Annotated in this window: 17 protein-coding genes and 2 pseudogenes; 8 read left to right on the top strand and 11 right to left on the bottom strand. The window is 55.3% G+C overall.

Features of this window, described 5'->3' with window-relative positions; translation table 11 throughout:
• Positions 1-30: 30 nt before the first annotated feature.
• Positions 31-612, bottom strand: a complete 582-nt coding sequence (locus tag CLU87_RS03640; protein WP_099729555.1) for an ABATE domain-containing protein — start codon at positions 610-612, stop codon at positions 31-33.
• A 123-nt stretch (positions 613-735) separates the two neighbouring features.
• Here CLU87_RS03640 and CLU87_RS03635 point away from each other — a divergent pair, with 123 nt between their 5' ends.
• On the top strand, positions 736-1,638 hold the full coding sequence (locus CLU87_RS03635; protein ID WP_199170873.1) for an alpha/beta fold hydrolase: 903 nt from the start codon (positions 736-738) through the stop codon (positions 1,636-1,638).
• A 363-nt stretch (positions 1,639-2,001) separates the two neighbouring features.
• On the opposite strand, the pseudogene CLU87_RS23440 reads toward CLU87_RS03635, so the two are convergent.
• From CLU87_RS23440 to CLU87_RS03590, 8 genes and pseudogenes are all read right to left on the bottom strand, one after another.
• Positions 2,002-2,971: pseudogene (locus CLU87_RS23440) on the bottom strand (IS3 family transposase); the annotation flags it as partial.
• Between the two features lie 6 nt (positions 2,972-2,977).
• The gene (locus CLU87_RS03620) at positions 2,978-4,423 is read right to left on the bottom strand and encodes a catalase (RefSeq protein WP_199170789.1); all 1,446 of its coding nucleotides are present in this window, start codon (positions 4,421-4,423) and stop codon (positions 2,978-2,980) included.
• Positions 4,424-4,591: 168 nt separating this feature from the next.
• The gene (locus CLU87_RS03615; protein WP_158236064.1) at positions 4,592-5,062 is read right to left on the bottom strand and encodes a DUF5329 family protein; all 471 of its coding nucleotides are present in this window, start codon (positions 5,060-5,062) and stop codon (positions 4,592-4,594) included.
• A gap of 18 nt (positions 5,063-5,080) precedes the next feature.
• Positions 5,081-5,449, bottom strand: coding sequence for a DUF4148 domain-containing protein (locus CLU87_RS03610; RefSeq protein WP_158236063.1), 369 nt, complete (start codon positions 5,447-5,449; stop codon positions 5,081-5,083).
• A gap of 745 nt (positions 5,450-6,194) precedes the next feature.
• Positions 6,195-7,808: a phospholipase D family protein gene (locus tag CLU87_RS03605; RefSeq protein WP_099729549.1), complete on the bottom strand. Its 1,614-nt coding sequence runs from the start codon at positions 7,806-7,808 to the stop codon at positions 6,195-6,197.
• A 192-nt stretch (positions 7,809-8,000) separates the two neighbouring features.
• The gene (locus CLU87_RS03600) at positions 8,001-8,804 is read right to left on the bottom strand and encodes a pirin family protein (RefSeq protein WP_233193701.1); all 804 of its coding nucleotides are present in this window, start codon (positions 8,802-8,804) and stop codon (positions 8,001-8,003) included.
• Between the two features lie 922 nt (positions 8,805-9,726).
• The gene (locus CLU87_RS03595) at positions 9,727-10,686 is read right to left on the bottom strand and encodes a zinc-binding dehydrogenase (RefSeq protein WP_099729547.1); all 960 of its coding nucleotides are present in this window, start codon (positions 10,684-10,686) and stop codon (positions 9,727-9,729) included.
• Positions 10,687-10,765: 79 nt separating this feature from the next.
• Complete coding sequence (locus tag CLU87_RS03590; protein WP_099732023.1) at positions 10,766-11,710, bottom strand: alpha/beta fold hydrolase; 945 nt, start codon at positions 11,708-11,710, stop codon at positions 10,766-10,768.
• A gap of 499 nt (positions 11,711-12,209) precedes the next feature.
• Between CLU87_RS03590 and CLU87_RS03585 the strand changes: the two genes are divergently transcribed.
• Positions 12,210-13,994, top strand: a complete 1,785-nt coding sequence (locus tag CLU87_RS03585) for a monovalent cation:proton antiporter-2 (CPA2) family protein (RefSeq protein ID WP_099729546.1) — start codon at positions 12,210-12,212, stop codon at positions 13,992-13,994.
• Between the two features lie 83 nt (positions 13,995-14,077).
• Here CLU87_RS03585 and CLU87_RS03580 read toward each other — a convergent pair whose 3' ends face one another.
• Entirely contained in the window at positions 14,078-14,977 is a 900-nt protein-coding gene (locus tag CLU87_RS03580) for a LysR family transcriptional regulator (protein WP_099729545.1), read from the bottom strand.
• A 130-nt stretch (positions 14,978-15,107) separates the two neighbouring features.
• Between CLU87_RS03580 and CLU87_RS03575 the strand changes: the two genes are divergently transcribed.
• Both CLU87_RS03575 and CLU87_RS03570 read left to right on the top strand, forming a co-directional pair.
• Positions 15,108-16,013: a helix-turn-helix domain-containing protein gene (locus CLU87_RS03575; RefSeq protein WP_082608039.1), complete on the top strand. Its 906-nt coding sequence runs from the start codon at positions 15,108-15,110 to the stop codon at positions 16,011-16,013.
• Between the two features lie 742 nt (positions 16,014-16,755).
• On the top strand, positions 16,756-17,379 hold the full coding sequence (locus CLU87_RS03570) for a TetR/AcrR family transcriptional regulator (RefSeq protein WP_099729544.1): 624 nt from the start codon (positions 16,756-16,758) through the stop codon (positions 17,377-17,379).
• Positions 17,380-17,789: 410 nt separating this feature from the next.
• On the opposite strand, the pseudogene CLU87_RS03565 reads toward CLU87_RS03570, so the two are convergent.
• Positions 17,790-18,858, bottom strand: a pseudogene (locus CLU87_RS03565) (IS5 family transposase).
• Between the two features lie 265 nt (positions 18,859-19,123).
• Here CLU87_RS03565 and CLU87_RS03560 point away from each other — a divergent pair.
• The 4 genes from CLU87_RS03560 (at position 19,124) to CLU87_RS03545 (ending at position 23,380) form a co-directional block, all read left to right on the top strand.
• On the top strand, positions 19,124-20,089 hold the full coding sequence (locus tag CLU87_RS03560) for an SDR family NAD(P)-dependent oxidoreductase (RefSeq protein WP_099732022.1): 966 nt from the start codon (positions 19,124-19,126) through the stop codon (positions 20,087-20,089).
• An 8-nt stretch (positions 20,090-20,097) separates the two neighbouring features.
• The gene (locus tag CLU87_RS03555; protein WP_099729543.1) at positions 20,098-20,751 is read left to right on the top strand and encodes an NADPH-dependent F420 reductase; all 654 of its coding nucleotides are present in this window, start codon (positions 20,098-20,100) and stop codon (positions 20,749-20,751) included.
• 298 nt (positions 20,752-21,049) lie between these two features.
• Entirely contained in the window at positions 21,050-21,826 is a 777-nt protein-coding gene (locus tag CLU87_RS03550; protein ID WP_099729542.1) for an SDR family NAD(P)-dependent oxidoreductase, read from the top strand.
• 525 nt (positions 21,827-22,351) lie between these two features.
• Positions 22,352-23,380 carry an alpha/beta fold hydrolase gene (locus CLU87_RS03545; RefSeq protein WP_233193700.1) on the top strand — a complete coding sequence of 343 codons (1,029 nt, stop codon included), beginning with the start codon at positions 22,352-22,354 and terminating at the stop codon, positions 23,378-23,380.
• Positions 23,381-23,435: the final 55 nt, after the last annotated feature.

Below are 23,435 nucleotides of genomic sequence, written 5' to 3'. Positions count from 1 at the left end.
GTGATAGCACCACTTGAGAGAGCCTCCGAGCTAAGACTCCTTCTGTCGAGATCGAAACGCGGCTACCTTCATACGGTTACCGCACCCGGCCATGCTGCACCAGCGTCGACGACGCGATTTTGTTGAGTCGTAGAACAGCAGTGTGCAGTCATCGGCCTCGCAGCAGCGCACTGACTCCGGCGGCACGACTGTCAAAATCTCCACGAGCGCTTGGGCGATCGGCTCAAGCAAACCAGCGGCATCGCTCCGGCGCGTGGAAAGCGCTGTGAACGACCTTCTACCAGTGTCCCACTCAAGCTTTCTGGTTGGGCGCCCCTCGTCCAAAACGCGATTCACGACACCAAGAGCAGCTTCCAGGTCTGAGTTGCCTGCGTTCAACAGCAATTTCGCGCAAGCTCGCAGCTCCACCGCAAGCTCGAACAACCCCTCAGGCGCCACCGGAACATCTTCGGACACAACCTTTGCCAGTCGAAGCCAAGCCATGACGCTGATGTCGTCTACGAAGCATTCGCTAGAGATGGCTCCCGCCCCGTACTGCGTGTTGACGAAGTCGAGCGCGACGTGATCGCCCACGAACAAGGGACGGGCTGCAATTAAACGGCTTTCGTTCATGAAGGCATTGTAACCTAAACAATTTTATTGACAGGTTACCATGATTTCACGTAACCTACCGAATCACAAAAACCGGTTACAAGGATTCTTATGTCTTCAATTCGTCTGTCTGCCGCAGTCAATATGGACCCAGCGGCATCGCCTACCAACGCTCAACTCTCCAACCTGCAGGTACACCACCGGTTTGAGCAGGTGGGCGACGTCAAGTTGTTTTACCGAGAAGCAGGCAATCGCAATGCACCGACAGTGCTTTTACTGCACGGCTATGCGACATCTTCGTTTATGTACCGAAACCTTATCCCGCAACTCGCAGACAAATATCACGTCATTGCGCCGGACTTGCCCGGGTTTGGCTTTACCGAAGCACCCCCACGCGGAAAGTACGAATACACGTTCGACCAACTCGCAGAGACTTTGACCAAATTCACGGATCAGCTCAGCCTGGAGCGGTATGCGATGCAGGTATTTGACTATGGTGCACCCGTAGGTTGGCGCATGGCATTGGCCAATCCTTCCCGAGTGAGTGCAATCATTTCCCAGAACGGAAATGCGTATGAAGAGGGATTGGGCGAGGGATGGGTCCCGATTCAAAGGTACTGGAATGAGCCGACGAAAGCCAACCGCGAGGCACTGAAGGATTTCCCTACGCCGGCTTCAATCAAATGGCAGTACCTTGAGGGTGTCCGGGATTCAAGCCTGGTCGCGCCAGATGCCATTGCGTTGGAGAGTTGGCTGGTGTCTCGGCCAGGAAACGCGGAAGTACAACTAGATCTACTCCTAGACTACGCAAACAACGTCGCCAAGTACCCCGAGTTTCAATCGTACTTCCGTATGCACCAACCTCCACTGCTCGCAGTCTGGGGTGAGCGCGATCCATTCTTCCTGCCCGCGGGAGCAAACGCCTGGAAGCGTGACATACCGAATGCAGATGTGCGCTTTTACGATACTGGCCACCTAGCCCTCGAAACCCATGGCAACCAAATTGCCCCGGTCATACGTGCGTTTCTGGACAGTCATGTGAAATAGCAACTGTCGGCTGATCAACCTTTATTCATCAACGCAGCAGCCTCAAAGTGGTCTCAACGAACCTCAGTGGCCCCGCCTCGCAGACCTGTTCTGCGAACAAGCCGCTGCGTTTCGTAAACGCCATTTGCAGAATCGCGATGGAGGGATATCACGCGCCCCGGTTTGATAGATCCTGATCGACCCAGCTGCTCAGCCTGCAGTGTCATATGCAAGTCATATCGGCATCGCATCTAGACGGACCCATGCCCCGACAAGGCTTAGCTTCGGCGAGACGTGGTGTATCGTCGCGGGAAACCAACCACGTTGGCTTGGGGAACTATGGGATGAGGGGTGGGCTGCTGCCGGTTTCGCTGACACCGACCTAAGCTTCTTGAGCTTTTCGAACTGTACGGGACTAAGGCAGCCCAGAGTCGAATGTCGGCGCTTTGGGTTGTAGAAGCGCTCGATGTAGTCGAACACATCGACCCGAGCTTGTTCCCTGCCGCGGTACACCCGCGTGGTGATGCTCTCAGTCTTCATTGAACTGAAGAAGCTCTCCATCGCCGAGTTGTCCCAGACCTCGCTGGCTGTGCTCATCCTGCAGGTGATGCATTGCTCACGCAGCAGTTGCTGGAAGTTCGCACAGGTGTATCGAGGGCCCTAGTCCGAGTGATGCAGCAGTGCCACCGGCTTGCCCCGGCGCCACACTGCCATCATCAATGCGTCGACCACGAGCTGCGAGGTCATGCTATCTTGAATCGATCAGCCCACGATGCGACGCAAGTAAAGGTCCAGCACCGCTGCCACGCACAACCAGCCTTCGGCCGTCCAGATGTAGGTGAACATGGCCACCTACATCTGGTTCGGTGCATCGGCCTGGAACTGGCGGAACAGCAAGTTGTCGGCAATCGCACTGCGCTCGCCCGGGTCCTTGGGTGAGCCCCAGCGCCAGGGACATGCACGAAGAGCCCGCTCACGCATAGACTGCTCGATACGATTCAGGCCGAAAGGCAGGCCCTGCTCCAGTACACCGCGCCACACTCGCCCGCCGCCATAGGTGCTGTCGCTGAGCCCGACGCTCTGGTGCATCTGAGCGCCCAGCTTCTCGTCATCAAGGCTGCGCCAGCTCCTGGGGCGCGCCAACCAAGCGTAAAAGCCGTCTCGCCATACACCGAGCGCCTCGCACATCAGATCGACCGACCATGCCCATCGGTGTTTCACCACGAAGCCGAGCTTCACATCGTCTCCTTCGCAAAGTAGGCCTGGGCGCTTTCAAGATGTCGCGGTCCGTCTTGAGCTTGGCCACTTCCCTGCGTAGCATGGCTATCTCGGCGTCCTGGGCTGTCTGCTTACCTTAAGCTCAGCGCCGATTCCGGGCCAATCGGTCCAGCGCCTGCTGAACTCCGCGCCCGTAAGCCGGATCGGCAAGACTGCAGTTCTCAACATGGCGCAGTTGGACATCTTTGCTAGCACCGTTAAGCGAACGAGCTGTATTCTCAAACAGGCGTCTTTGCTCACTCATGTTCATGAGGCGGAACAGCGCGCCAGGTTGCGAGTAGTAGTCCTCATCGACTCTATGGTCCCAACTAGTAGAGTCGCCACGAGTTGCCAGCGGGGGCTCCTTCAAATGCGGCTGGTCGGACCACTCGCCGGCTCCATTAGGTTGGTAGCCTATTGCCCTGCCCTGATTGCCGTCCACTCTCATAGCCCCGTCACGGTGGTAATTGTGGAAAGGGCACTTAGGTGCATTGACAGGGATTTGGTGCGCATTCACACCCAGCCGGTAGCGCTGCGCGTCGCCGTAACTAAACAAACGTCCTTGCAGCATCTTGTCAGGAGAGAACCCGATGCCGGGCACTACGTTTGCGGGCGAGAATGCCGACTGCTCTACCTCCGCAAAGTAGTTTTCAGGATTTCGATTCAGTTCCAACACGCCCACATCAATCAAAGGGTAGCTCTTGTGTGGCCAGACTTTGGTGAGGTCAAAGGGATTGAACTCGCACTCGTTAGCTTGTTCTTCTGTCATCAGTTGAACGGCGAGCTTCCAACGCGGATAGTCACCGCGTTCGATAGCGGCGATGAGGTCGCGCTGTGAGCTTTCACGATCCTTGGCCACAATATTCTCAGCTTCTTCGTCGCTGAGATTTCGGATGCCCTGAAGGCTCTTGAGGTGAAACTTGACCCACGTGCGTTTGTTTGCTGCATTTATGAAGCTGAACGTGTGGCTGCCAAATCCGTGCATGAACCGATAACCGTCAGGCAGTCCGCGATCACCCATGACATAGGTGATCTGATGAAGCGCCTCTGGAAGCAGCGTCCAAAAATCCCAATTGTTCTGTGCACTTCGCAGATTGCTTCGTGGATCGCGCTTGACTGCGTGGTTCAGATCAGGAAACCGTAGAGGGTCGCGCAGGAAGAATACGGGAGTGTTGTTTCCGACTAAGTCCCAGTTACCTTCTTCACTATAGAACTTGACCGCGAACCCCCGAATATCCCTTTCGGCGTCCGCAGCTCCGCGCTCCCCTGCCACAGTTGAAAACCGAACAAAGACCTCAGTCTTCTTCCCGATCCTCTCGAACAGTTTCGCCTTCGTGAAGCGACTGATGTCGTGCGTAATTGTAAAGTGACCGTAGGCACCAGAACCCTTAGCATGCATCCGCCGCTCTGGTATCACCTCTCGATCAAAGTGAGCAAGCTTCTCTAACAACCAAATGTCCTGCAACAGAGCTGGGCCGCGGGGGCCGGCTGTTTGCGTGTTGGTGTTGTCTACGACCGGGGCTCCATTCACATGACTGATCTGTTGCATTTTATGTATCTGGGTATGTTAGTTTGACTTCAGCGGAAGGGCGACTGCTGTTCAGTTGCCATGTGCTGGGTTGGCTATTTCGGAGCCGCAACTTCAATAAGTCCGTTCGCTTGGCGGCACAACGCGGCTCAACTTACGTATTGAAATGGGCGAGCACCCACGCAGTCCCTAGTGGTCCGAGGCTGCCCTTATATGCTTCAAATGAGCGGAGAACCAGTCGGCGCTGGGCTGCACAACTCCTTCGCATCGAACAAGGTACGGCTGTCGCGATACGCTACTTACTGACCCCACCATCTCTATGAATTCCTCTGCACTGCGTAGAGTTGTCCGCTTTTCTAAATGGTGCAGCTTATAGATCAAGTGCGTATTCGCTTCCTCAACCGAGTGCCAAGTCCCATTGCGTTGAAACTCACATTTGGAGTTCCGGAGAGCGGAAAGTAAGCCTTCGATCTCGCCCCGAACCGTCAAGACAGCCGGCGCGGCAATTGAGGTGTTTGCAGCCAGACACGCCCATATAAGCGCCAGAGCGACCACCCCCACTCTCAGCTGCCCCAGGAAGGAGCGCGGTTGCGCATTGCCACCAATTGGCACGACGTCGCACTCCTCCGCAGAGCAAACAGTTTTTGCAATACTGTGCATCGGTTGCACGGCTCAAGGCTAGTTCTTTTCGCCGGAGGGGATCTGTCCGGCTTTTACAGCTGCCTTCGTCTCAGCCTTAACATCCGAACGGTCGCGGCCGTTGGCGGTTGGCTTAATCCGTCCGTCGAGTGGATGAGCCTCGCCTCCGCGCGCGATCTCACCAGTTTGCTTCGCTGATGCAGTTTCGGCTTTGCGGTCCGCCCGGGTTTTTCCTGTGCTCAATTTAGGCTGCTGGTTAGTGCTCTCTCCTCGTGGAATGCTCCCTGCAGCATTGGCAGCCTTTGTTTCTGCTTTCACTTGCTCACGCGAAACGGTTTGGGCATTTGCCGACAGGGCACTGAATGCCAGAGCGAAAACAGCGACTGGGATGGTGATGGTGGTGTTCATGGCTTGGTTTCTCCGATTACTTAAGGATTGATATGAATTGAAGATTTGCGTGTTGTTGCTCGAACGCACCGGCATCATCAGCACACCAGAATTAGCGCACTTCAGCTTTCGGTCATCCAATCCAACAACTAACAAACCCCAAAATGACGCTCATTTCTTTGACGCCACGCTTGTTCGATAAGCGCAAGCAAACTATGCGTGATCGGACCTCGGAACGCACTGATGAAGTTTGCGGTGAACCGACTGAAAGCGCTGCAAAGAGATGAACTACAAGAAGACAGATTTCCCTCAGAACGCTCAATGCATCGAACTCATCTTGGTCATGTAAAAAATAAGTTCGATTCAATATTTGTCCCCGTACTTTCCATCGCAACAAAATCCACGTGGTTTGAAAAAAGCTGGTCCTGCGGGGTCACATTGGACCTAGCTCTGTAGCATGGTGTCGAAGCTGCAAGAGTGACGCGACATTGAAATCAGCGTCTTGCAACTGGGGCTGATGTACCCATTACTAGATCAATGGGACTAGCCCCGGAATCTCCATTCGCGCTTGAATAGGCACGTATTCAACGTTGCGCACGCTTTGATGAAGAGTTGCGCTGCAACTTCGATGGAAATCTCAAGAGGTTTAGCGTTGATTTCGATGAGGCGAACAGCCGAGCCTCATGTTGCGAGCGACGAGTTAAGTTAGACGTAGATTTCTGCGCCGCCCCAGATCGCTATCACTCCGTCCTCCGCCCCGCCGTTCTTAGAGAAGTGATTCCGGAATAACTATCGACTGGATGAAGAGTCGCAATCGCGTCCAAGGGTCAGCTCCGGGCTCGCTGTCAACCACGATGGTTTGCTGCTCCGAGTTCGTGTGAATCCACTGCAACTCATCTTCGCGGTGCCCTTTCAGCGCGACCTGGTACGACGCCTCACGCTGAAGAAGCTGCAGTAGGTCAAAAGCTTCGACAGCGAGCGCCGGGCTGTTGATAAAAATGCCAAACTCGGTGTTGAGTGCCTCAGACCTCGGATCGAAGTTTGCCGACCCGATAAACAGTCGCTCCCGGTCGATGATGGTCGCTTTACTGTGCAGGCGCAACGGCGTTCCAGAGATCTCGCCAGGCATGAGAATTTTCTGACCCAATGAGGGATGCAGCTCGAAGATCGTCAAGCCGGATCGCAGCATCCTATCTCGGTAGCGCCGATAGCCGGTATGAACCACTTGCTCGTCTGATGCAGCCAACGAATTGGTTAGCAGGCTGATCTTTACTCCCCGGGCGATGTTGACGCGCGCCCCCTCCAGTGCAATCGTGTCCGGAACCAGATAAGGAGAGGCGATTGCGATTTCAGAATGGGCTTTTTGGAATTCTGATCGCAGAAGTAGGCGATTGTTGTCGAGCAGCGCGCCGGTTCGAAGTCGCGCGACTTCAGTGTCGCCCCAAGCCTTGGCCGGTGAGTCAGCGAAAGCTTGAGCGTGGCCGTACACCATCTCGACTCGACCTGCGGCGAGTTGTGTATCCGGCGCTGATCGACCTTGGCGATCGACACTTGAGACAAGCCTGAGATCGGGTCGCTTTGTAGCGTTAAGCCGTATGTCTAGATTCTGGCGCAACACTTCCTGCGTCTGTTCTGGAAGCTGGACCGAGCGAAGTGTCCGCACCTGCGGCGAGTTCCAGTACTCATCGAAGAGGCTGCCCATTTGAGATACTACTGGCCCGGCGATCAGAACGTCGAAATCAAAAAAGTTGAACTGCAAGCTGCGCAGAAAGTACTCGTCACCAAGATTGCGGCCACCAGCGATTGCCAAGGCCCCGTCGACCACAAACATCTTGTTGTGCATCCGACGGTTTAACCGTGCGAAGTCGAACAGTGCACCTGCAATTCGCTTACCGACGCCACCACGTGTGGGAAATGGATTGAAAAGTCGCACCTCAACGTTGCGATCGCACTCGAGTCCGTGAAGTAGCGGCTCTAGCCCATCGGTGTAGAGATCGTCGAGCAGAAGCCGCACGCGTATGCCGCGCTTTGCGGCATCTCGCAGCTCACGCATGACGAGCCGGCCTGTTATGTCGTCGTGCAGATGGTAGTACTGCATGTCTATCGATCTTTCGGCCTTACGCATGAGTTCGAGTCGCAAGTCGAGAGCCGCGGGGCCTAGCAGCATGCGAAAGCCGCTCTGTCCCGGCTCTGCACCTCGCATCGACGCCTCCGCCACCTGCTCGAGCATTGCAGTAGCGGGGCTTTCAGCAATCATGGCCGTGCTGTAAGTCCGAGGGCCTTCCGCCGGAAGCGTCGAGCAGCCAGGTAGCGCCAACACAATTAACGCGGTCGTGCAGGCATAGCGCAACAGTCGTTCAATGTAGGACACGTAACTCATGATCGAACTCCGAAGATATCAATACTGACCGGCGAAATGGGTTCTTCTCCATGGGAAGCCAGATCGTCCACCCTCGCGGTCTCGGTTGATCAAAAAAGCGACTCAGAATCTGCTCATCGATTAAATGAAATGGCGATGGGACCGGATGCGCAGCTGAGGGTCGCGACATGCCTCCCCACAGAAGCTGTTTCCTCAATCTGAGAAGATTGGGATCGAGCCACCAGGACCTCGGCGGTCACCTGAATCAACTAGGAGCTTTCTCAAACGCGCTATATTGGCCTCACCCGTAGCAAGCGAGTCTGACGAGGTGTGCACGGAATATCGTCCCAGGTAAAGTTCATGCGGATGGGGCCTAGCAGACCCAATCACAAACACCGCGTCCGATTCAAAACTTGCACGCAAGCTGATTGGTTCATTCGACTCCTCAAAGATGACCATTTCGCCTGTTTTCACTTGAGTCTCACCGGCCAAGGAGCCGTTTGCGACGGCAATCCAAGCGAGCGATTCAACCGACGGAGGAGTGAATGTCCACTCCATGCCGGCAGCCAATCTGACGAGTAGGTACGTAACACCTTGGGGAGCGCGTGCCGGGCTCCGGGCCCCCTCATAGCGTCCGAGAATCACATGAGCCGGGCCGACCGTTGGAACGGAAGCGGCCTCAACATATTGACTGTCGACAGACTCATGTTCGAGCTCCGGAGCCAAGGCTATCCATAGCTGAAAGCCTTTTGCTCTCGGTGTGGTGCCTGCTGAGAGCTCTTGGCCGTGCCACACCCCATTGCCTGCGCGCATCCACTCAAAACCGCCAAAGCCGATGTATCCAGTCCCGTCTGCGTCATCGTCGAATCGTAAGTTTCCCTCGGTGATTACTGTGATGGTTGCGAGTCCAGAATGGGGATGAATAGGGAACTTGACTTGCGCGTCGTGAAAGTCGACGTCAAACATGTCAAGGAATACAAAAGGCTTCAGCATCTGGCCGAGGTCTGCAGGGCTCATCAATCGGGTCACCTTCCCGTGTCTAATCCCGCTCGTTCGGAGGGCTACGCGACGTGTGCGGTAGGTGGCAGAAGGTAGATGGCTAATGATCGCATTCATAAATTCACCATTTGTCTATCGCGGCATCAATGACGATGGCGCGGTCTGTTTTGCACATAGCTGCCTCCCTCTGCAAGCCAACAGCATGTCGCGATGTATCTGGGGGATATCCCTACACCGCTCCGCCTTTTTGAATTGATGATGGAGAAACTTCCGAAGCTCGTAACACAGAAAAGAGGAGATGGGTTAAAACGACTTCTGCCTAGACCTATCCATCTAGCAAGTGTTCGACAGCGATCGCTGCTTCGGATGCTTTCGCGAAAACTCATACTTCATGCGACGTATGTTGCCGAGAAGAGCGGAGCCCGTCACTGTCCAATCGTGCGCGCAGCAGTTCAAAAGAATTACTGCTGATCGCCGATTTCATTTGCGCATGGCAGTCCAGAGATGTCGTCTCCAACAAGTCTCAAACAATGGGCGTAACCTTCGCGAGCAGACCTTCACGAGGGAATCCGAAAAAGATTCGCACCAGATGCAGAGGCGTAAGCTGTGAATCCAGTAGCCTATCCTCAGGACAATATGGACGTACGGCGATACCTGAGCGGGGGTGCCCTATGAGATCCGATAGATATCCGGACTAAGCTGTCAAGGCCTCACAGCAGATTTCTCAAATAAAGAGTTGCGAAGCCGTCCTCTGGAGTTGATTCCGACCCGCCGATGCAAAGCAGTCCCAAAGCTACGACCCAACCACTCACGGTTGATGTGGCACAGCCCAGTTAACGCGAAAACCGGTGATTGCTTTTCTCATCGCCGAGACCCTCTTCACGCCGCACATGTGAAGCCGATAACACTGCGGAGATCAATACCTTCTCAGGGCCATCGATCACGGCGTCAAGACGACAGGACCAAACGATGCTGTGTTCTCCGCGTACCGGTGTGCAATTGCCGCGTCTGAAAGTGGGAATGTCCTATCAATCAGGACTTTTATTCGCTGCGTGGCAAGTTGCTTGAACAAAGAATCCACCGTTGACCAAACCTTCGGCTTCTCAAGCACTGCTCCCATAGAAACGCCAAAAAGCGTCTGATTGGCTTGCATTGACCTTCTGAGATCAACTTCTATGGCTGTGCTGCCCGCACTCCCCACGAACACCAGGCGGCCCTCGGGCGCTAGCACAGCCATTGAATCACGCAACGTCGTTTCATTTGGGTCTAGTGCGACATCGACCCCCCTGTTGCCGGTAACGCGCAACACTTCACTGACCACGTCACACGTCGTTCTATCGATAACATGGTAGGCCCCTAGCGCGTACAACATTTTGCACCTAAGGGCTCCGCTAGCCACTGCTAATACGTTTGCACCCGCAAGTACAGCGAGCTGAACCGCAGCAATCCCTAGCCCGCCGGCGGCCGCCTGTATCAAGACTGTCTCTCCGCGTAGCAACCCGCATCTCGCGAAGAGACAGTGATTTGCGGTGCCAAAAGACATTGTCATGACAGCGGCGTCTTTTGAAGCAACCTGGTCAGGAAGAAGCCAAGTCCGCGTTGCAGGCACGGCCCACAATTCCGCGTGTGATCCCTGAACGTCGAATGCGGCGACTCTGTCGCCCACCTTCCGATTTTCTATGCAGGATCCGACGGCTCGCACGACACCCGCAGCGGCTAGCCCAACTGTCCACGAAAGATCAGGCGGAGCGCTTTGACGGCGGTCACTTACGTCACCTTTCTCAATGGATATAGCTTCCACTTCTATCAGCACATCATCAGACCTGACTGAAGGATCCGGTACGTCTTTGTACTCCAGGACACCCAACCCTTCCGCGTTGTTATAGACCACAGCCTTCATGTGTCGGCCCTTCGGTATTGTTTCTACGCCTTCGTGCTATCAAGAGAACGCCCGGGCGCTACGCACCACGGGCTCATCTTTACTTCTTCACAAATTCGAGCAGGTCATTGTTCAGTTGGTCCTTGTGCGTATCGGTGATACCGTGTGGGCCGCCAGCGTATTCGATAAGCTTCGCATTTGGAACCAGCTTGGCAACTGCTCGGCCAGTGGTTTCGATCGGCACAATCTGGTCATCCGTACCATGAACGACCAGGGTTGGAATATTGAACTTCTTTAGGTCATCACGGAAGTCTGAATAGAAAAACGCGTTAATGCAGTCGTACGTCGCTTTACTGCTGGCCTGCATGCCTTGCGTCCAGAAGCTATCGATCAGACCTGTCGAAACCTTTGCCCCGGGACGATTGAATCCGAAGAATGGTCCACTAGCGATATCTTTGTACAACTGCGATCGGTTTTCGAGCGAACCCTTGCGCAGGCTTTCGAAGACTTCTGTTGGAACGCCTTCAGGGTGCGTAGTGGTTCTTCCCATAATAGGTGTGATTGCGCTGACGAGCGCAACCTTGGATACACGGGCGGTCCCATGACGCCCGACGTAGCGCGCTACTTCGCCCCCGCCAGTAGAGAAGCCCACCAAGACAACGCCTTTGACATTGAGCTTGCGCAAAACAGCATCTAAATCGTCAGCGTATTGGTCCATTGTGTTGCCTTCCCAAGGCTGGCCGGAGCGGCCATGGCCTCGACGGTCATGTGCGATAACCCTGTATCCCTTCTCTGCCAAGAACTGCATCTGCGACTCCCAACTGTCCGAGTTGAGAGGCCAGCCGTGGCTGAACACGACAACTTGTCCGTTCTTCGGACCCCAGTCTTTGAAATAGAGTTGGGTGCCATCGTTGGCGGTGATGTATTGGCTTGTGGTCATCTTTTTTCCGTACGCAGTTGCTGGGGTTGCGGTAGTGATGGGATGGAACATCAGGCCACAGGTTGCCGTGACCGATGCGATAAGAAGGCGTCTGATGCTGTTCATGGTGGGTTGGTAGAGTTGAGCGGTGTTAGTCGCCAGCAAGAATTTCACAGTCGCCCATGCAAGCTCGCGACTGGTGAATCAGTAGATTTCAGGGCTTTGAATGGCCCGTCATCGAATCCTGCTTTTGACGGGGGAAAGTTTCCGCTCCGCCAATGAGGCCGTCACTGACTAATCCTGGCAAGACCAGTTGAATTTCCTCATCTGCCACTCCGTTGATTTGAATTTCCCGGTGCTTTCTGACTATGCAGCGCACTTTCCGACAGTGCCTACACGCCGGTTGCAAACAACAATCTGGTCATGAACCAGCATCCGATTCAAAGCTACAAGATCGCTGCTGAGGCTCAGCAGAACGCATTTCGGGTAGACCTCTGCGTGGATCAGATTCGTCACTGTTGATCTCTCTGCATCTCAGCCTCAGCTCGCGCACTCTGAGCGGGCGACTCATGCGCACGCGGATCTAAGCCTTTCTAGCAAACAATATCCAAAAGGAACATGAAGCATGGCCGATCAAAACCTCGGGGGCGACCTCATTCCGGCAGTGCTTCTGCTCGGTACTGCGGTTATAGCGGTACCGATATTCAAACGACTTGGGTTAGGGACCGTGTTGGCGTATCTATGCGCTGGCCTTGTGGTAGGCCCCTCTGGGATTGGTTGGTTCAAAGACGCAGGGGCAATCGTCCACGTGGCAGAACTGGGCGTAGTAATGTTTTTGTTCGTCGTCGGACTTGAGATGCGACCGTCGCATCTTTGGAGTCTCCGCAAAGCCATTTTCGGATTGGGTAGTCTGCAGATGGCTGTCTGTGGCGCGTTGCTCACGCTGGTTAGCATTACGTTTGGTCTTACCCCGCCTGCTGCATTCATCTGCGCAATGGGGTTTGTCCTCACATCCACCGCAATCGTCATGCAAACGTTGTCAGAGCGCGGCGACGTAGCTTCACCTCGTGGCCAACGAATCGTCGCGATTTTGCTGTTCGAGGATCTCCTCATCGTGCCGCTGCTTGCGCTCATCGCTTTTCTCGCACCACTGCCAGCTCAGTTGGAAGCTTCGGCGCCTGCAAAGCTCATTACCTTGGCTACTGCTGTCGGCTCAGTCGCGGCTTTGGTTGCTGCGGGAATCTGGCTTCTGAATCCTTTGTTCGAAGCTCTCGCGAAGGCAAATGCTAAAGATGCCATGACCGCTGCAGCTCTGTTTGTAGTGCTCGGCGCAGCCCTGTTGATGCAGATGGGAGGACTCTCCATGGCACTAGGAGCCTTCCTCGCCGGCGTACTTTTATCGGAATCGACTTTCCGTCACCAGCTGGAAGCCGACATAGAGCCATTCCGCGGAATATTGCTAGGGCTATTTTTTCTCGGGGTGGGGATGTCGCTTGACTTAGCTGTCGTGCGGGAGAATGCGGGACTTATCGTCGCGAGCGTCACTTCACTCATGCTTACGAAAGCAGCCTGCATCTATCTAGTGGCACGGATCTCGAAGGCATCGCACGAAGAAGCGCTTGAACGCTCTGTACTAATGGCTCAAGGTGGCGAGTTCGCCTTCGTCCTGTTCTCGGCCGCGGCTTCAGCACTCATCATCACTCCTGCAATCCACGCCAACGTCACAGCCATCGTAGTTTTGTCGATGGCTCTTACGCCCTTAGCGGTAATGACTCACAAGCTGTACAGCCGCTTACGAGTGCAGCGCAATGGGCAAGCCGAAGAACCAGCGATTGAACGGACGGCAAGAGTACTAATCATCGGATTTGGTCGCGTGGGACAAATCGCCAGTCAAGGGGTTCTTTCGCGCGGGGCATCGCTGACTGTCATTGACAGCGACACAAGCGTCATCCGAGAGGCACAAAGCTACGGCTTCAAAGTTTTTTATGGAGACGGGAGCTACCTGAGCATCCTGCACTCTGCCGGCGCGAAAACTGCGAGCGTCATCATGGTTTGCATCAATGATCGGACCGCAGCCATCCGGATCGTGGAAATCGCGCGAGTCGCGTTTCCCCAAGCGAAGCTCTTGGTCCGGGCGTATGACCGTGAACACGCTGTGGCTTTGAACACGCTAGGTGCTGACTACGTGATACGCGAAACTTTTGAGTCCGCTATGCAACTGGGCCGAGAAGCGGTGCTTGCCACTGGAGCTGACGAGAATGAAGCGGACGAAATCATGAAGACCGTAAGGACTCATGATTCCGAACGCTTTGTTCACGAGACGTTGGGCGGCAAAATGGCCGGGAAGGCACTTTTGCTTAGGAGGGCGGCCAATAAAGCGCAGCCAGCCGAGTCTACGCCCGGGCAATGATGTCGAACTCCTAACGGTAACCACGACTAAGCTTCCGTCGGGTCTACCAGCTCCTGGCGCCTATGGTCGATAGGGCCTTTTCGTTAAGGCTGAATCGAACCAGAGTCAAAGTCTGGAAACTTGGCAAAGTAGTCCCTTAGCATCTGGGTGAGCACTCGAAGATTACGAGAAGGATGTTGGCCTGGAGGGCGAACGACGAAAGCTCCTGCGGGCTTGCTGGGGTGCTGCGGAAGAACTGTGACGAGAGCACCAGACGCTAAATGAGAGCGCATCAGTCCAAACGGAAAATAGCCTATCCCTGCACCGGCCACTGCGGCAGCGACAAGCGCAATTCCGTTGTCCGCACTGAAGCGGCCTTGTGGCCTGATTGTTACGACCTCGTCTCCGTTCATCAGTTGCCAAGGATGCATCCCCTGCACCAGCAATGCATGATCAGTGAGTTGATCTAGTGATTCAGGCTGGCCATGGGCCATGATGTAAGCGGGGCTAGCGACAAGCCCTCCGTTTACAGACCCAACTCGTTGAGCGACAAGGTTGGAGCTTGCCAAGTGACCCACCCGAATCGCGCAGTCGTACCCTTCTGCGACCAGATCCACAGTGCGGTCGCTGTAAGTGGTGTGGATCTGGAGCTGCGGGTGTTGTAGCGCCAACTCCGCTAGCAACGGAGCAAAGTGGGTCGGGCCAAACGATAGAGGTGCCGCGATCCTCAGTCGGCCACGCAAATCTCCATCGGGAAGTATGGATTCTTTTGCAGCATCAATCTCTGCGCAGATCCTAGCGGCGTATTGGCGAAAAGTGGCGCCAGCTTCTGTTACGAACGCGCCACGCGTGTTTCGCACAAGCAATTGCACACCGAGCTCGGCCTCAAGTTTGATTAGCCTGCGGCTCACTACAGACTTGGCAATACCGAGGCGATCGGCGGCGGATGTGACGCACCCTGAGTCGGCGACCTCCACAAAGGTTAGCAAATCTTCTATCCCCATTTGGTGTTCCTAAAAGTGCGACACAGAAACGCAAAATTGCGATCACCGTCTCGAAAAAAAAATGGGAAGATCCGTCGCATCCAACTTCCCGCCCTCCATAGAGGCGCCAGTCCATGAAGAGAGATGCGTCATGAGTGCATGTCCAGCTTATCAAACTACTACGTCAACCGACGCTGAACTACCTGAAAACATGGCCATGTTGACGGTGTCCAGCCGCAACTGGAATGGCGTGAATGTGGATCTAAATGAATTCACTTGCACGGGAAGGGTTTTGTTTCAAATGGACAGCCATGAGGAATCCACTCGACTTGGCACCCTACTTGAGGAAGTCGGTCGAGACCATGCGGAAACCAGGTCTGCCGCAAACAAGCCCAATCCGATCGCTTACAAGCCCAAGCACATGTATTTCGCTCCGGCGGGGCATGAGCTGTGGGGCCATTCATCAGACACTCTCTACGTGAAGTGCGCTGCTATCAGTTTCGACGTGGCGATGCTTCAAGACCGACTGGGCATCTGTGAATCATTGGGGCCTGTCGATACACCTCACCTGCGACTCTTCGACGATCGCCTCTGGACATTGGTCAAATTGCTCACAGATTCGATTAGCGACACGGACCCGACAGCACAGCTGTACGGTGATTCGTTGACAGCTGCAATAGCAGCACGGCTCTTCGAGCGACCTAAGGAGTCCAAAGGAAGCGAGAGCGGACTTTCAGCCATTCAACTTAAGGATGCTTTGGGCTATCTAGAGTCGAAGATGCCTGAAAAGGTGGAGCTCGAGACGCTCGCAAAAATAGCTGGTTTGTCGCAATCTCACTTCAGCCGCGCTTTCAAGGCCTCTACTGGGTTGGCGCCGTACCAGTGGCAGTTGCAATCACGCATCGAGAGCGCCAGGAACCTCTTACTCAATACGAACGACGGCTTGGAAGACATTGCCATTGCCACTGGTTTTGCCGACGCAGTTCACTTTGGTCGAACGTTTCGCAAACTGACTGGTGCCACGCCCGCGGCGTGGCGTATGGACCGACTCACGTAGACAAACCGAAAGGTAAGTTGATCGATGTATCACCGGTCGGCCCACTTAAAACTGGAATTTCCAGACGATAGAATCGGACGGCACAACCAAACGCGCGTTCGTAAAAACCAGCTCCCCTCCGCCTAGGTAGGGAGAGTGTCCACACATCCATGTAGCCCGGGGTCTATCCGGAGAGCGCCAGCAGACTCTACCGAACAATTGGCGCAGCTCGACGCGGTGGAGATGGTGATTTATTCAACTATGCACCGATACCGTTGGCAGTTTGATAGCACGTTGCGAAGCACTCGACCTAGTGAACCCAACCCGCGAGAAGGCAAAGTGCGCAACGGATCGGGAGCTGCCCCTAGATACGTGGACGCAACCAACTACCAAGTGCTACGTACCGTCGCTTAGGGACCGGGTGTACTAGCATCGAGTCTCAGCGCGTACTAGTCTGGTGTCCCGTTCAGATCAAAAATGCAGCTTTAGAACTTGTTTGAGCATTGGCTGAGTCGTTCTTGAGCACGAGCATGCAGCACTCGCATTGAACATCGCGCTTGCATCCGGTTCCGCTTAGGTTCCCATTCTCTTGGCTGAGACGTCTGTCTCGCCGTGGACAACGCGCGGGTGGTTGTACAACGGTTGATGCACTTTCAGAACGACCTTGTCATGTGCGCTTGACTGGAAGCATCGCGACGATACTAACCCTTGAGAAAAATGATCGTTATGATAAACATTGCTCTGGAAGAAAGACAGGTGAGTAATGGGTCGTCATCGCGAGTTTGATGTGGATTGTGCGCTAGATGCAGCGCTTGGTGTGTTCTGGCGCAAGGGATATGAGGGCGCGTCGTATAAGGATCTGACCCAAGCAACGGGCGTGGAACGACCTGCACTCTATTCGGCGTTTGGTAACAAGGAAGCACTTTTCTTGAAAGCATTGGACCTCTACTACAGTAGTTACCTCGACTTTTTCCCTGCAGCCTTTGAACTCCCTACAAGTCGAGAGGTTGCAGCCCACATCTTGCACGGCACCGTTGAACTCAACACGCGCTACCCTGAACATACCGGTTGTCTTGGAATCCACGGGGCCTTGGCGGCCTCAGACGAAGCCGCGACAGTTCAGCGCGCATTGATCGATGCGCGGGTGAAAGGCCAGTCGGCGCTTCGAGAGCGGCTTGATCAAGCTCGGGAAGAAGGCGACTTGCCTCCAAGCACAGATACCCATTCTCTTGCAGCCTACGTGTGCGCAGTGGCCCACGGCATCGCTGTGCAAGCCAAGGCTGGATTCAGCCGGGATGTTCTAACGGCCGTTGCAGACCAAGCGCTTGCCAATTGGCCAAAAGGGGAGCGCAAGATACGAGCTGGGCGCGCAGGCACGTCGAAGTAGTCATTTTCGCCGCTGGCATCGGCAGTACCTACGGCAGTTGCAGGCAGTGCAACCAATAGCATACGAGGTCCTGCTCAAGGTGTTTCGCAAAAAAGCGCCGAGAACGCTGAGTAGATGAACTGCAAGCCGGACTTCGTATCCCTCGCAGTTATTCGCACCGCGATGCATTCGTAGGGTGAACGCAAAGCCACTTTTTGGTCTTTGCCTGACGGTCACTTCATTTCATCGCTTAGCTAGCCTAACAGGCCGTAGATGTACCACCGATAACTTTGCCTGCGGACCTTGGAGATCGGTCCGGTGCCGTCATGCGGCCGATAGAACTCGTCCGAGGGCCCGCAGGAAGTCCCCAGCACGGTCTTCTTGGAGCCACAACGGGATAACTTCGACGCATTTGTCGCTCCTCCGGCGGGTTACCGAGGCACCTGTGCCAAGGTGCACAAGCGCCAGAAGTTGTAGGTGGCCATGGTCAACGTCATCAACTGATCAATCTTGGCCAGACCTTAGACCATGACCTGGCGCATCGCGTCCGACCCCGTCCCCAACCAAAGCACTGCTTGACGCGCTTTCTCTTGCGCTGGCTGAGTTCGTAGCCCGCGTGCCGCGTGGTGCGTGCTTCGATGGCGCTGCCTCCCAAACGTTTAGTGTTCTGCGCCAAGCGTGGCGTGACGTGACGTGAATGTCGCGGCACGCCTTGACGGAACGTTTAGTGTCGTAGGCCTTTTCGACGCCGCCTGTCACGCGCTTGTTGGGTGCTGCCACGTCGGCCAGCATCTGGGCGGCCACCGTGCGTTCGGCCGTCCCCTCGGAGGTGCTGGCCTTGACGTTGACCACAAAGACCGTGACGGTTGTCGATCAGAACGTGGCACAGATAGCTGGGCAACGCTGGTGCGGCATTGCTCTAGCGGTACAGCCGCGATTCAGGGTCGCTCTTGGATTCGGGCGTGGCGTTGCTGCGCAGCTCACTAAGCCAGTCCTCGGGCGGACGGCCATCGTCCGAACCGTCTTTGCGTCGCTTGCTCTTGTGGCTGGCTCAGGCATGGTCCAGCGTGTCGTCCAAGCAGAAGTGTTCGCCCGACAGCGGGCCGCGCGGCTCGGCCATCTCCACCGTCGCGTTGAACAATTCGGCGACGGCATCGTGCTCGATGAGCCGGTCGCGGTTCTTGCTGAAGACCGAGTGAATCCACACTCTGTCTTCGATGGCCAGTCCGACGAACCAGCGAAACCTTAGGTTGTAATGAATCTGTTCAACCAACTGCCGCTCGCTGTGCACGTTGTACAGAGCCAGCAGCATCATGGCGCCATCAACTTCTCCGGTGCAATGCTGGGCCGCTCGCCCTTGACCTCAACCTCGTACACCGCGGAGAACCTAGCGCCCATCTCGACCAGGGCATCGTTGACCCACTGGCGAATCGGCCGCAGCGGTTGGTCGGGCGGCGAATAGCACTCTTGCCTGACCGAGGTGAACAGCGACTTGTTCACCTGTCTGCTCCTAGCATGCTGTGATCAATCCTTGTTCGACGACGCACCGATGCGTCGGCGACGACCGGGCCTAGATCGATAGATATTTCTAAGACCTGCTGGCCGACTGATCACAACACTCGAAAGTGCACCAGATCCAACCACTCATTCCCCGACTGCCAGTGCGGACTTCTCAGTGCACACACCATATCGATTTCATTTCGTTCGTTATGATATCGATCGTTATGAAATGAGCACGTGCTCGCTTATTTGAAAGATGAACGAAATGAATATGTTTGGTGCAAAAACGACCGCCGAAGAGGTGCTGGCTGGTTTTGATCTACAGGGAAAGAGCTTTCTAGTCACTGGTGCGACTTCTGGTATCGGTCGCGAAACCGCTCGCGCGCTGATGACTCACGGCGCTAACGTCATTGGTACTGCAAAAGATGCATCGAAAGCTGGAGAAGCAACCGCTCAGATCCGCCAAGCTGCGGCGCTGGGCGGCGGTATCTGGGAACTAATTGACCTCGATCTTTCGTCACTAGCCAACGTACGCGTTGCAGCCGAGAAGCTTGTTAAGGACGGCAGGAAGTTCGACGCGATCATCGCGAATGCTGGTGTGATGGCGCCTCCACTTGGCCGCACGGCTGACGGCTTTGAGCTCCAGTTCGGCATCAATCACATCGGCCACTTCGTATTCGTAAACTCTATCGAGCCTCTGCTGGTCGATGGAGGCCGCCTAGTCGTGCTGTCGTCGCAAGCCCATCGCGGCGCGGACGTAGATCTTGTTGACCCAAACTTCGACGACCATCCCTATAACGCTTGGACTGCATACAGCCAATCCAAGACCGCGAATGCTTTGTTTGCAGTGGAATTTGATAAGCGTCATCGCGCCCGCGGCGTTCGCGCTGCCTCCGTCATGCCAGGCAACTCATTGACGAACCTTCCCCAATACCTGTCGCAAGAAACTCTCCAAGGTCTGTTTGCGACAGTGGGGAAAGCTCGTGCCGATGCTGGCCTGCCGCCCCCGGAACTTAAGGAGATCCCACAGGCGGCTGCAACCTCGGTTTGGGCCGCGGTCGTAGCAAACAAAGACGAAATCGGTGGCCGTTACCTTGAGGACTGCGCGGTCGCAACAGTTGTCGACATGGCGAACCCGTTCGCCGATGGTGTCCGGTCATACGCATTGGATTCAGCCAAGGCGGCTCAGTTGTGGGCGCGGACAGAAGAGCTGGTCCGCGCGGCCGCTTGAGGAACTATATGAATACCGTCGGCATCATCGGCGCAGGAGAGGTTGGGAGCAATATTGCTCGCGCGCTCATCTCTATTGGCTACAACGTCGTAGTAGCGAACTCACGCGGGCCTGAGACCCTGAAACAACTCATACAGAACCTAGGCCCGTCAGCCCGCGCGGCAACCGCTGCAGAAGCTGCTGAAGCCGGTGACTTCGTTGTTATTGCTGTGCCTCTTAAGTTGGTAAACGACATGCCGGTGAGGGAGTTAGCGGGCAAGATAGTTCTTGATACTAATAACTACATGAGCTGGCGCGACGGCAACTACCCGATGATCGATTCGGGTGAAAGGACTGTGTACGAACTCCGCCAAGAGCATCTTCCGACGTCGAAGATCGTTCAGGCCTTCACACACATTCAAGCGCCTCGTATCACCAATGCAGGCCTGCCCCGTGGTGCGCGTCGCCGCTTGGCGTTTCCTATCTCCAGCAATTTCCCTGAGGCGGTTGAGCTTGTGGCGGCACTGTTCGATCGGCTCGGCTACGACACAGTCGACAACAGCCCATTGCGTGAGTCATGGAAGACAGCACCTGGGCAGCCAGCCTGGCGGGACCTCAACCATCAAAATCGCGACGAACTTATAGAGAACATTTCGAAGGCGCAGCGCCTCGTTCTGCGGTAACGCAGTTCCCGTGGGCACGCCGCTGATTGTCTCAACCAGCCTCCGTTTTCCGCGCGCCTGACAACCTTCGCTCTCTACTAGTGCTCAAGCCTGCTCCCTCAGTTCACATACAAGCGCCTACTCTAACGAACGGCACTGATTAAGTAAGCTGTTTCGAACCCAGGCTCAAACTAGCGTTGTAACGAATCTGAGCCGTCCATAGCGAGTGATTCAGCCCTTACATAGAGATCAACTTTGGATCCCGATACATCCGCTGTTTATTGATTGGCTGCATGTCGGGGTGCAGCTAGATATAGGAATGATTTTGCAGAACACTAATTTAGATCTCAAGGGCAAAGTTGCCCTGGTTACCGGCGGCTCGCGTGGACTCGGCGCCCAGATCGCGCTGTCTCTTGCTACTCGTGGGGCGGATGTTGCGATCAGCTATGTCGCGTCTGCAGAGAAGGCGGAAGCTGTTGTCAAAACTTTGCGGGAAAAGGGTGTACGCGCGATCGCGATAAAGAGCGATCAAGAAGATACGGCTGCCGCTAAGCCACTTGTCCAGGAAGTAGTCGCCCACCTGGGAAAGCTTGACATCTTGGTGAACAACGCCGCCATCGTAGCGAAGGGGCAAACAGTTGACGATCCTTCACTTAACGTGGAAGCGTTGGACCGACAGTGGCGAATCAACGTTATGGGCGTGGTGGCAACCACGCGTGCAGCCGCTCAAGTTCTACCTGATGGTGGGCGAATCATCTTCATCGGCTCCTTGAATGGAACTCATGCACTTTTCCCAGGCGTTGCCGATTACGCCGGTACCAAATCAGCTCTGATCGGCTATGCCAAGGGGGTTGCCAGAGACCTTGGCAATCGCAACATCACGGTAAATGTGGTTCAACCGGGGGCGATGCCTACGGACATGATGGTTGAGGCACTTGGCAGCACCAACGCGCCTGACGCCTTCCTCGATATGCATCCCATTCGCCGTATCGCGAAATTGGAAGAAGTTGCTTCTGCAGTGTCATTTTTAGCAGGTCCGGATGCCGGGTATATGACTGGAGGAGTCATCGATGTGGCGGGAGGTCTAGCTATTTGATGAAATCGGGGGCAAGGTTTGCGCTCGCAGAATGCGCGCCTCCCAGCCCTCGAGTTTGCCTACACAGCGCGCATCAGATCTGTTGCTCTGAGGCCTGGGGTGATGTTGCAGACTTTGTTGCTTAAGGTGGTTCGCCCTCATCGATTGCTTGGGCCTCGTGCGTACCCAGCATCTTTTGTGTCACGTTATCCCAGCTGTCCTTTCCGATCCCTGCGTCACACCGACTAATTTGGGCTGAATTGCCCAATTAGAAACTCAAAAATCAAAGTAGGCGCTATCGGTCTCAAGCCGAATTTCCCACTGGGCAGGCTGAGCCCATGTACCTGCGCTAACCCATCCCGCATATCACCTTTGATGCATGACTACCTTTGCCTTAAGGGTATGGCGCACGCGCGGCAGGAACATCACCATGGAGTGGCGAATAAGACCAATCTCATGACGAAGAAGGTCACGGTTCGTGGGATCAAGGGACTGCAGGGCTGGGGGTTCGTGGTAGCCATCCCGGCAGCGGGTTGACGCAGGAGCATGCCGACCAGCCCAAACTGTTTTAACTTAAGAAAGAAGGAAAAATCTATGCTCTCTCATCTATTTAAATCTGCCGTCTTCGCATTGGCTCTGGCCACGACGAACGTCAGCGTATGGGCTTCTGGTACTCCTGCTGAGCGGGTCGATTCAGCGCGGGAGGAGTTCCCCGCCCCAGCTGGCTTCGCTCCGGGTTTTCGTAGCGTAGATGGAGTGAACCTCCACTATCTGAAGGGCGGTAAGGGCAAGCTGGTTCTCCTGGTCCATGGCTACGGCCAGACCTGGTACGAGTGGCGTTACCTGATGCCGGAACTAGCCAAGACGCACACGGTCGTCGCCGTTGACCTACCCGCTCTTGGTCAATCGGGCAGCACGAAGTCCTATGCCGGTCAGGATGTGGCAAAGCAGCTTCATAAATTTGCTAAAAGCTTCAGCCCTGATGCACCCTTCGACCTCGTGGCACACGACATTGGCATCTGGAATACCTATCCCATGGTGGTTCAGAACCAGGATGATGTCCGGCGGGTAGCTTTCATGGAAGCCCCGATCCCGGATGAAGGCCTTTACGGATGGCCCGCCTTTACTGACAAAGGCGCATCTCTCGCCTGGCATTTCAGCTTCTTCAATCTCACAGCTCCGCTTCCGGAGAAGATGCTTGCAGGAAAGGAACGGGTCTTCCTGGAAGACTTCATCCTCACTCGTGCCGTCAACAAGAAGGCGTTTCCGCCTGATGTCCTCGACATGTACGCGAAATCGTGGGCCAAGCCGGCAAGCTTGACAGCGAGCCTGGAATACTACCGCGCACTGAACGAGACGGCCCAGCGTAACAAGCCCTTGGCCGCTACAAAGCTCACTATGCCGGTGTTGGCCATTGGCGGGGGCAACAGTATGGGCGCATATCAAGGCGAACAGCTGCGCAAGTACGCGGTCAACGTGCAGTCCGAGACCATTCAGGGATGCGGCCACTGGTTGCCAGAAGAGTGCCCGAACCAGCTCAACTCGCTGGTCGTGAACTTCCTCACCGCAAAGTAAAACGCGCAACGGAAGCGGGGTAACTGCGTCGGCTTGCATACACCAGCGGCCAGGA

This window comes from Acidovorax sp. 59, from assembly GCF_002754175.1.
Lineage (GTDB): Bacteria > Pseudomonadota > Gammaproteobacteria > Burkholderiales > Burkholderiaceae_C > Acidovorax > Acidovorax delafieldii.
Note: the sequence above shows the minus strand (reverse complement) of the source record. Positions and strands in the feature narration are given on the sequence as shown.

Excerpts from the sequence above, each read along its gene's own strand:
- CLU87_RS03570 (WP_099729544.1), top strand. The coding sequence starts at position 16,756 with ATGGGTCGTCATCGCGAGTTTGATGTGGATTGTGCGCTAGATGCAGCG.
- CLU87_RS03610 (WP_158236063.1), bottom strand. The coding sequence starts at position 5,449 with ATGAACACCACCATCACCATCCCAGTCGCTGTTTTCGCTCTGGCATTC.
- CLU87_RS03620 (WP_199170789.1), bottom strand. The coding sequence starts at position 4,423 with ATGCAACAGATCAGTCATGTGAATGGAGCCCCGGTCGTAGACAACACC.
- CLU87_RS03590 (WP_099732023.1), bottom strand. The coding sequence starts at position 11,710 with ATGAACAGCATCAGACGCCTTCTTATCGCATCGGTCACGGCAACCTGT.
- CLU87_RS03575 (WP_082608039.1), top strand. The coding sequence starts at position 15,108 with ATGAGTGCATGTCCAGCTTATCAAACTACTACGTCAACCGACGCTGAA.
- CLU87_RS03615 (WP_158236064.1), bottom strand. The coding sequence starts at position 5,062 with ATGCACAGTATTGCAAAAACTGTTTGCTCTGCGGAGGAGTGCGACGTC.
- CLU87_RS03595 (WP_099729547.1), bottom strand. The coding sequence starts at position 10,686 with ATGAAGGCTGTGGTCTATAACAACGCGGAAGGGTTGGGTGTCCTGGAG.
- CLU87_RS03580 (WP_099729545.1), bottom strand. The coding sequence starts at position 14,977 with ATGGGGATAGAAGATTTGCTAACCTTTGTGGAGGTCGCCGACTCAGGG.
- CLU87_RS03545 (WP_233193700.1), top strand. The coding sequence starts at position 22,352 with ATGCCGACCAGCCCAAACTGTTTTAACTTAAGAAAGAAGGAAAAATCT.
- CLU87_RS03635 (WP_199170873.1), top strand. The coding sequence starts at position 736 with ATGGACCCAGCGGCATCGCCTACCAACGCTCAACTCTCCAACCTGCAG.
- CLU87_RS03640 (WP_099729555.1), bottom strand. The coding sequence starts at position 612 with ATGAACGAAAGCCGTTTAATTGCAGCCCGTCCCTTGTTCGTGGGCGAT.
- CLU87_RS03555 (WP_099729543.1), top strand. The coding sequence starts at position 20,098 with ATGAATACCGTCGGCATCATCGGCGCAGGAGAGGTTGGGAGCAATATT.
- CLU87_RS03550 (WP_099729542.1), top strand. The coding sequence starts at position 21,050 with ATGATTTTGCAGAACACTAATTTAGATCTCAAGGGCAAAGTTGCCCTG.
- CLU87_RS03560 (WP_099732022.1), top strand. The coding sequence starts at position 19,124 with ATGAATATGTTTGGTGCAAAAACGACCGCCGAAGAGGTGCTGGCTGGT.
- CLU87_RS03600 (WP_233193701.1), bottom strand. The coding sequence starts at position 8,804 with ATGAGCCCTGCAGACCTCGGCCAGATGCTGAAGCCTTTTGTATTCCTT.
- CLU87_RS03585 (WP_099729546.1), top strand. The coding sequence starts at position 12,210 with ATGGCCGATCAAAACCTCGGGGGCGACCTCATTCCGGCAGTGCTTCTG.
- CLU87_RS03605 (WP_099729549.1), bottom strand. The coding sequence starts at position 7,808 with ATGAGTTACGTGTCCTACATTGAACGACTGTTGCGCTATGCCTGCACG.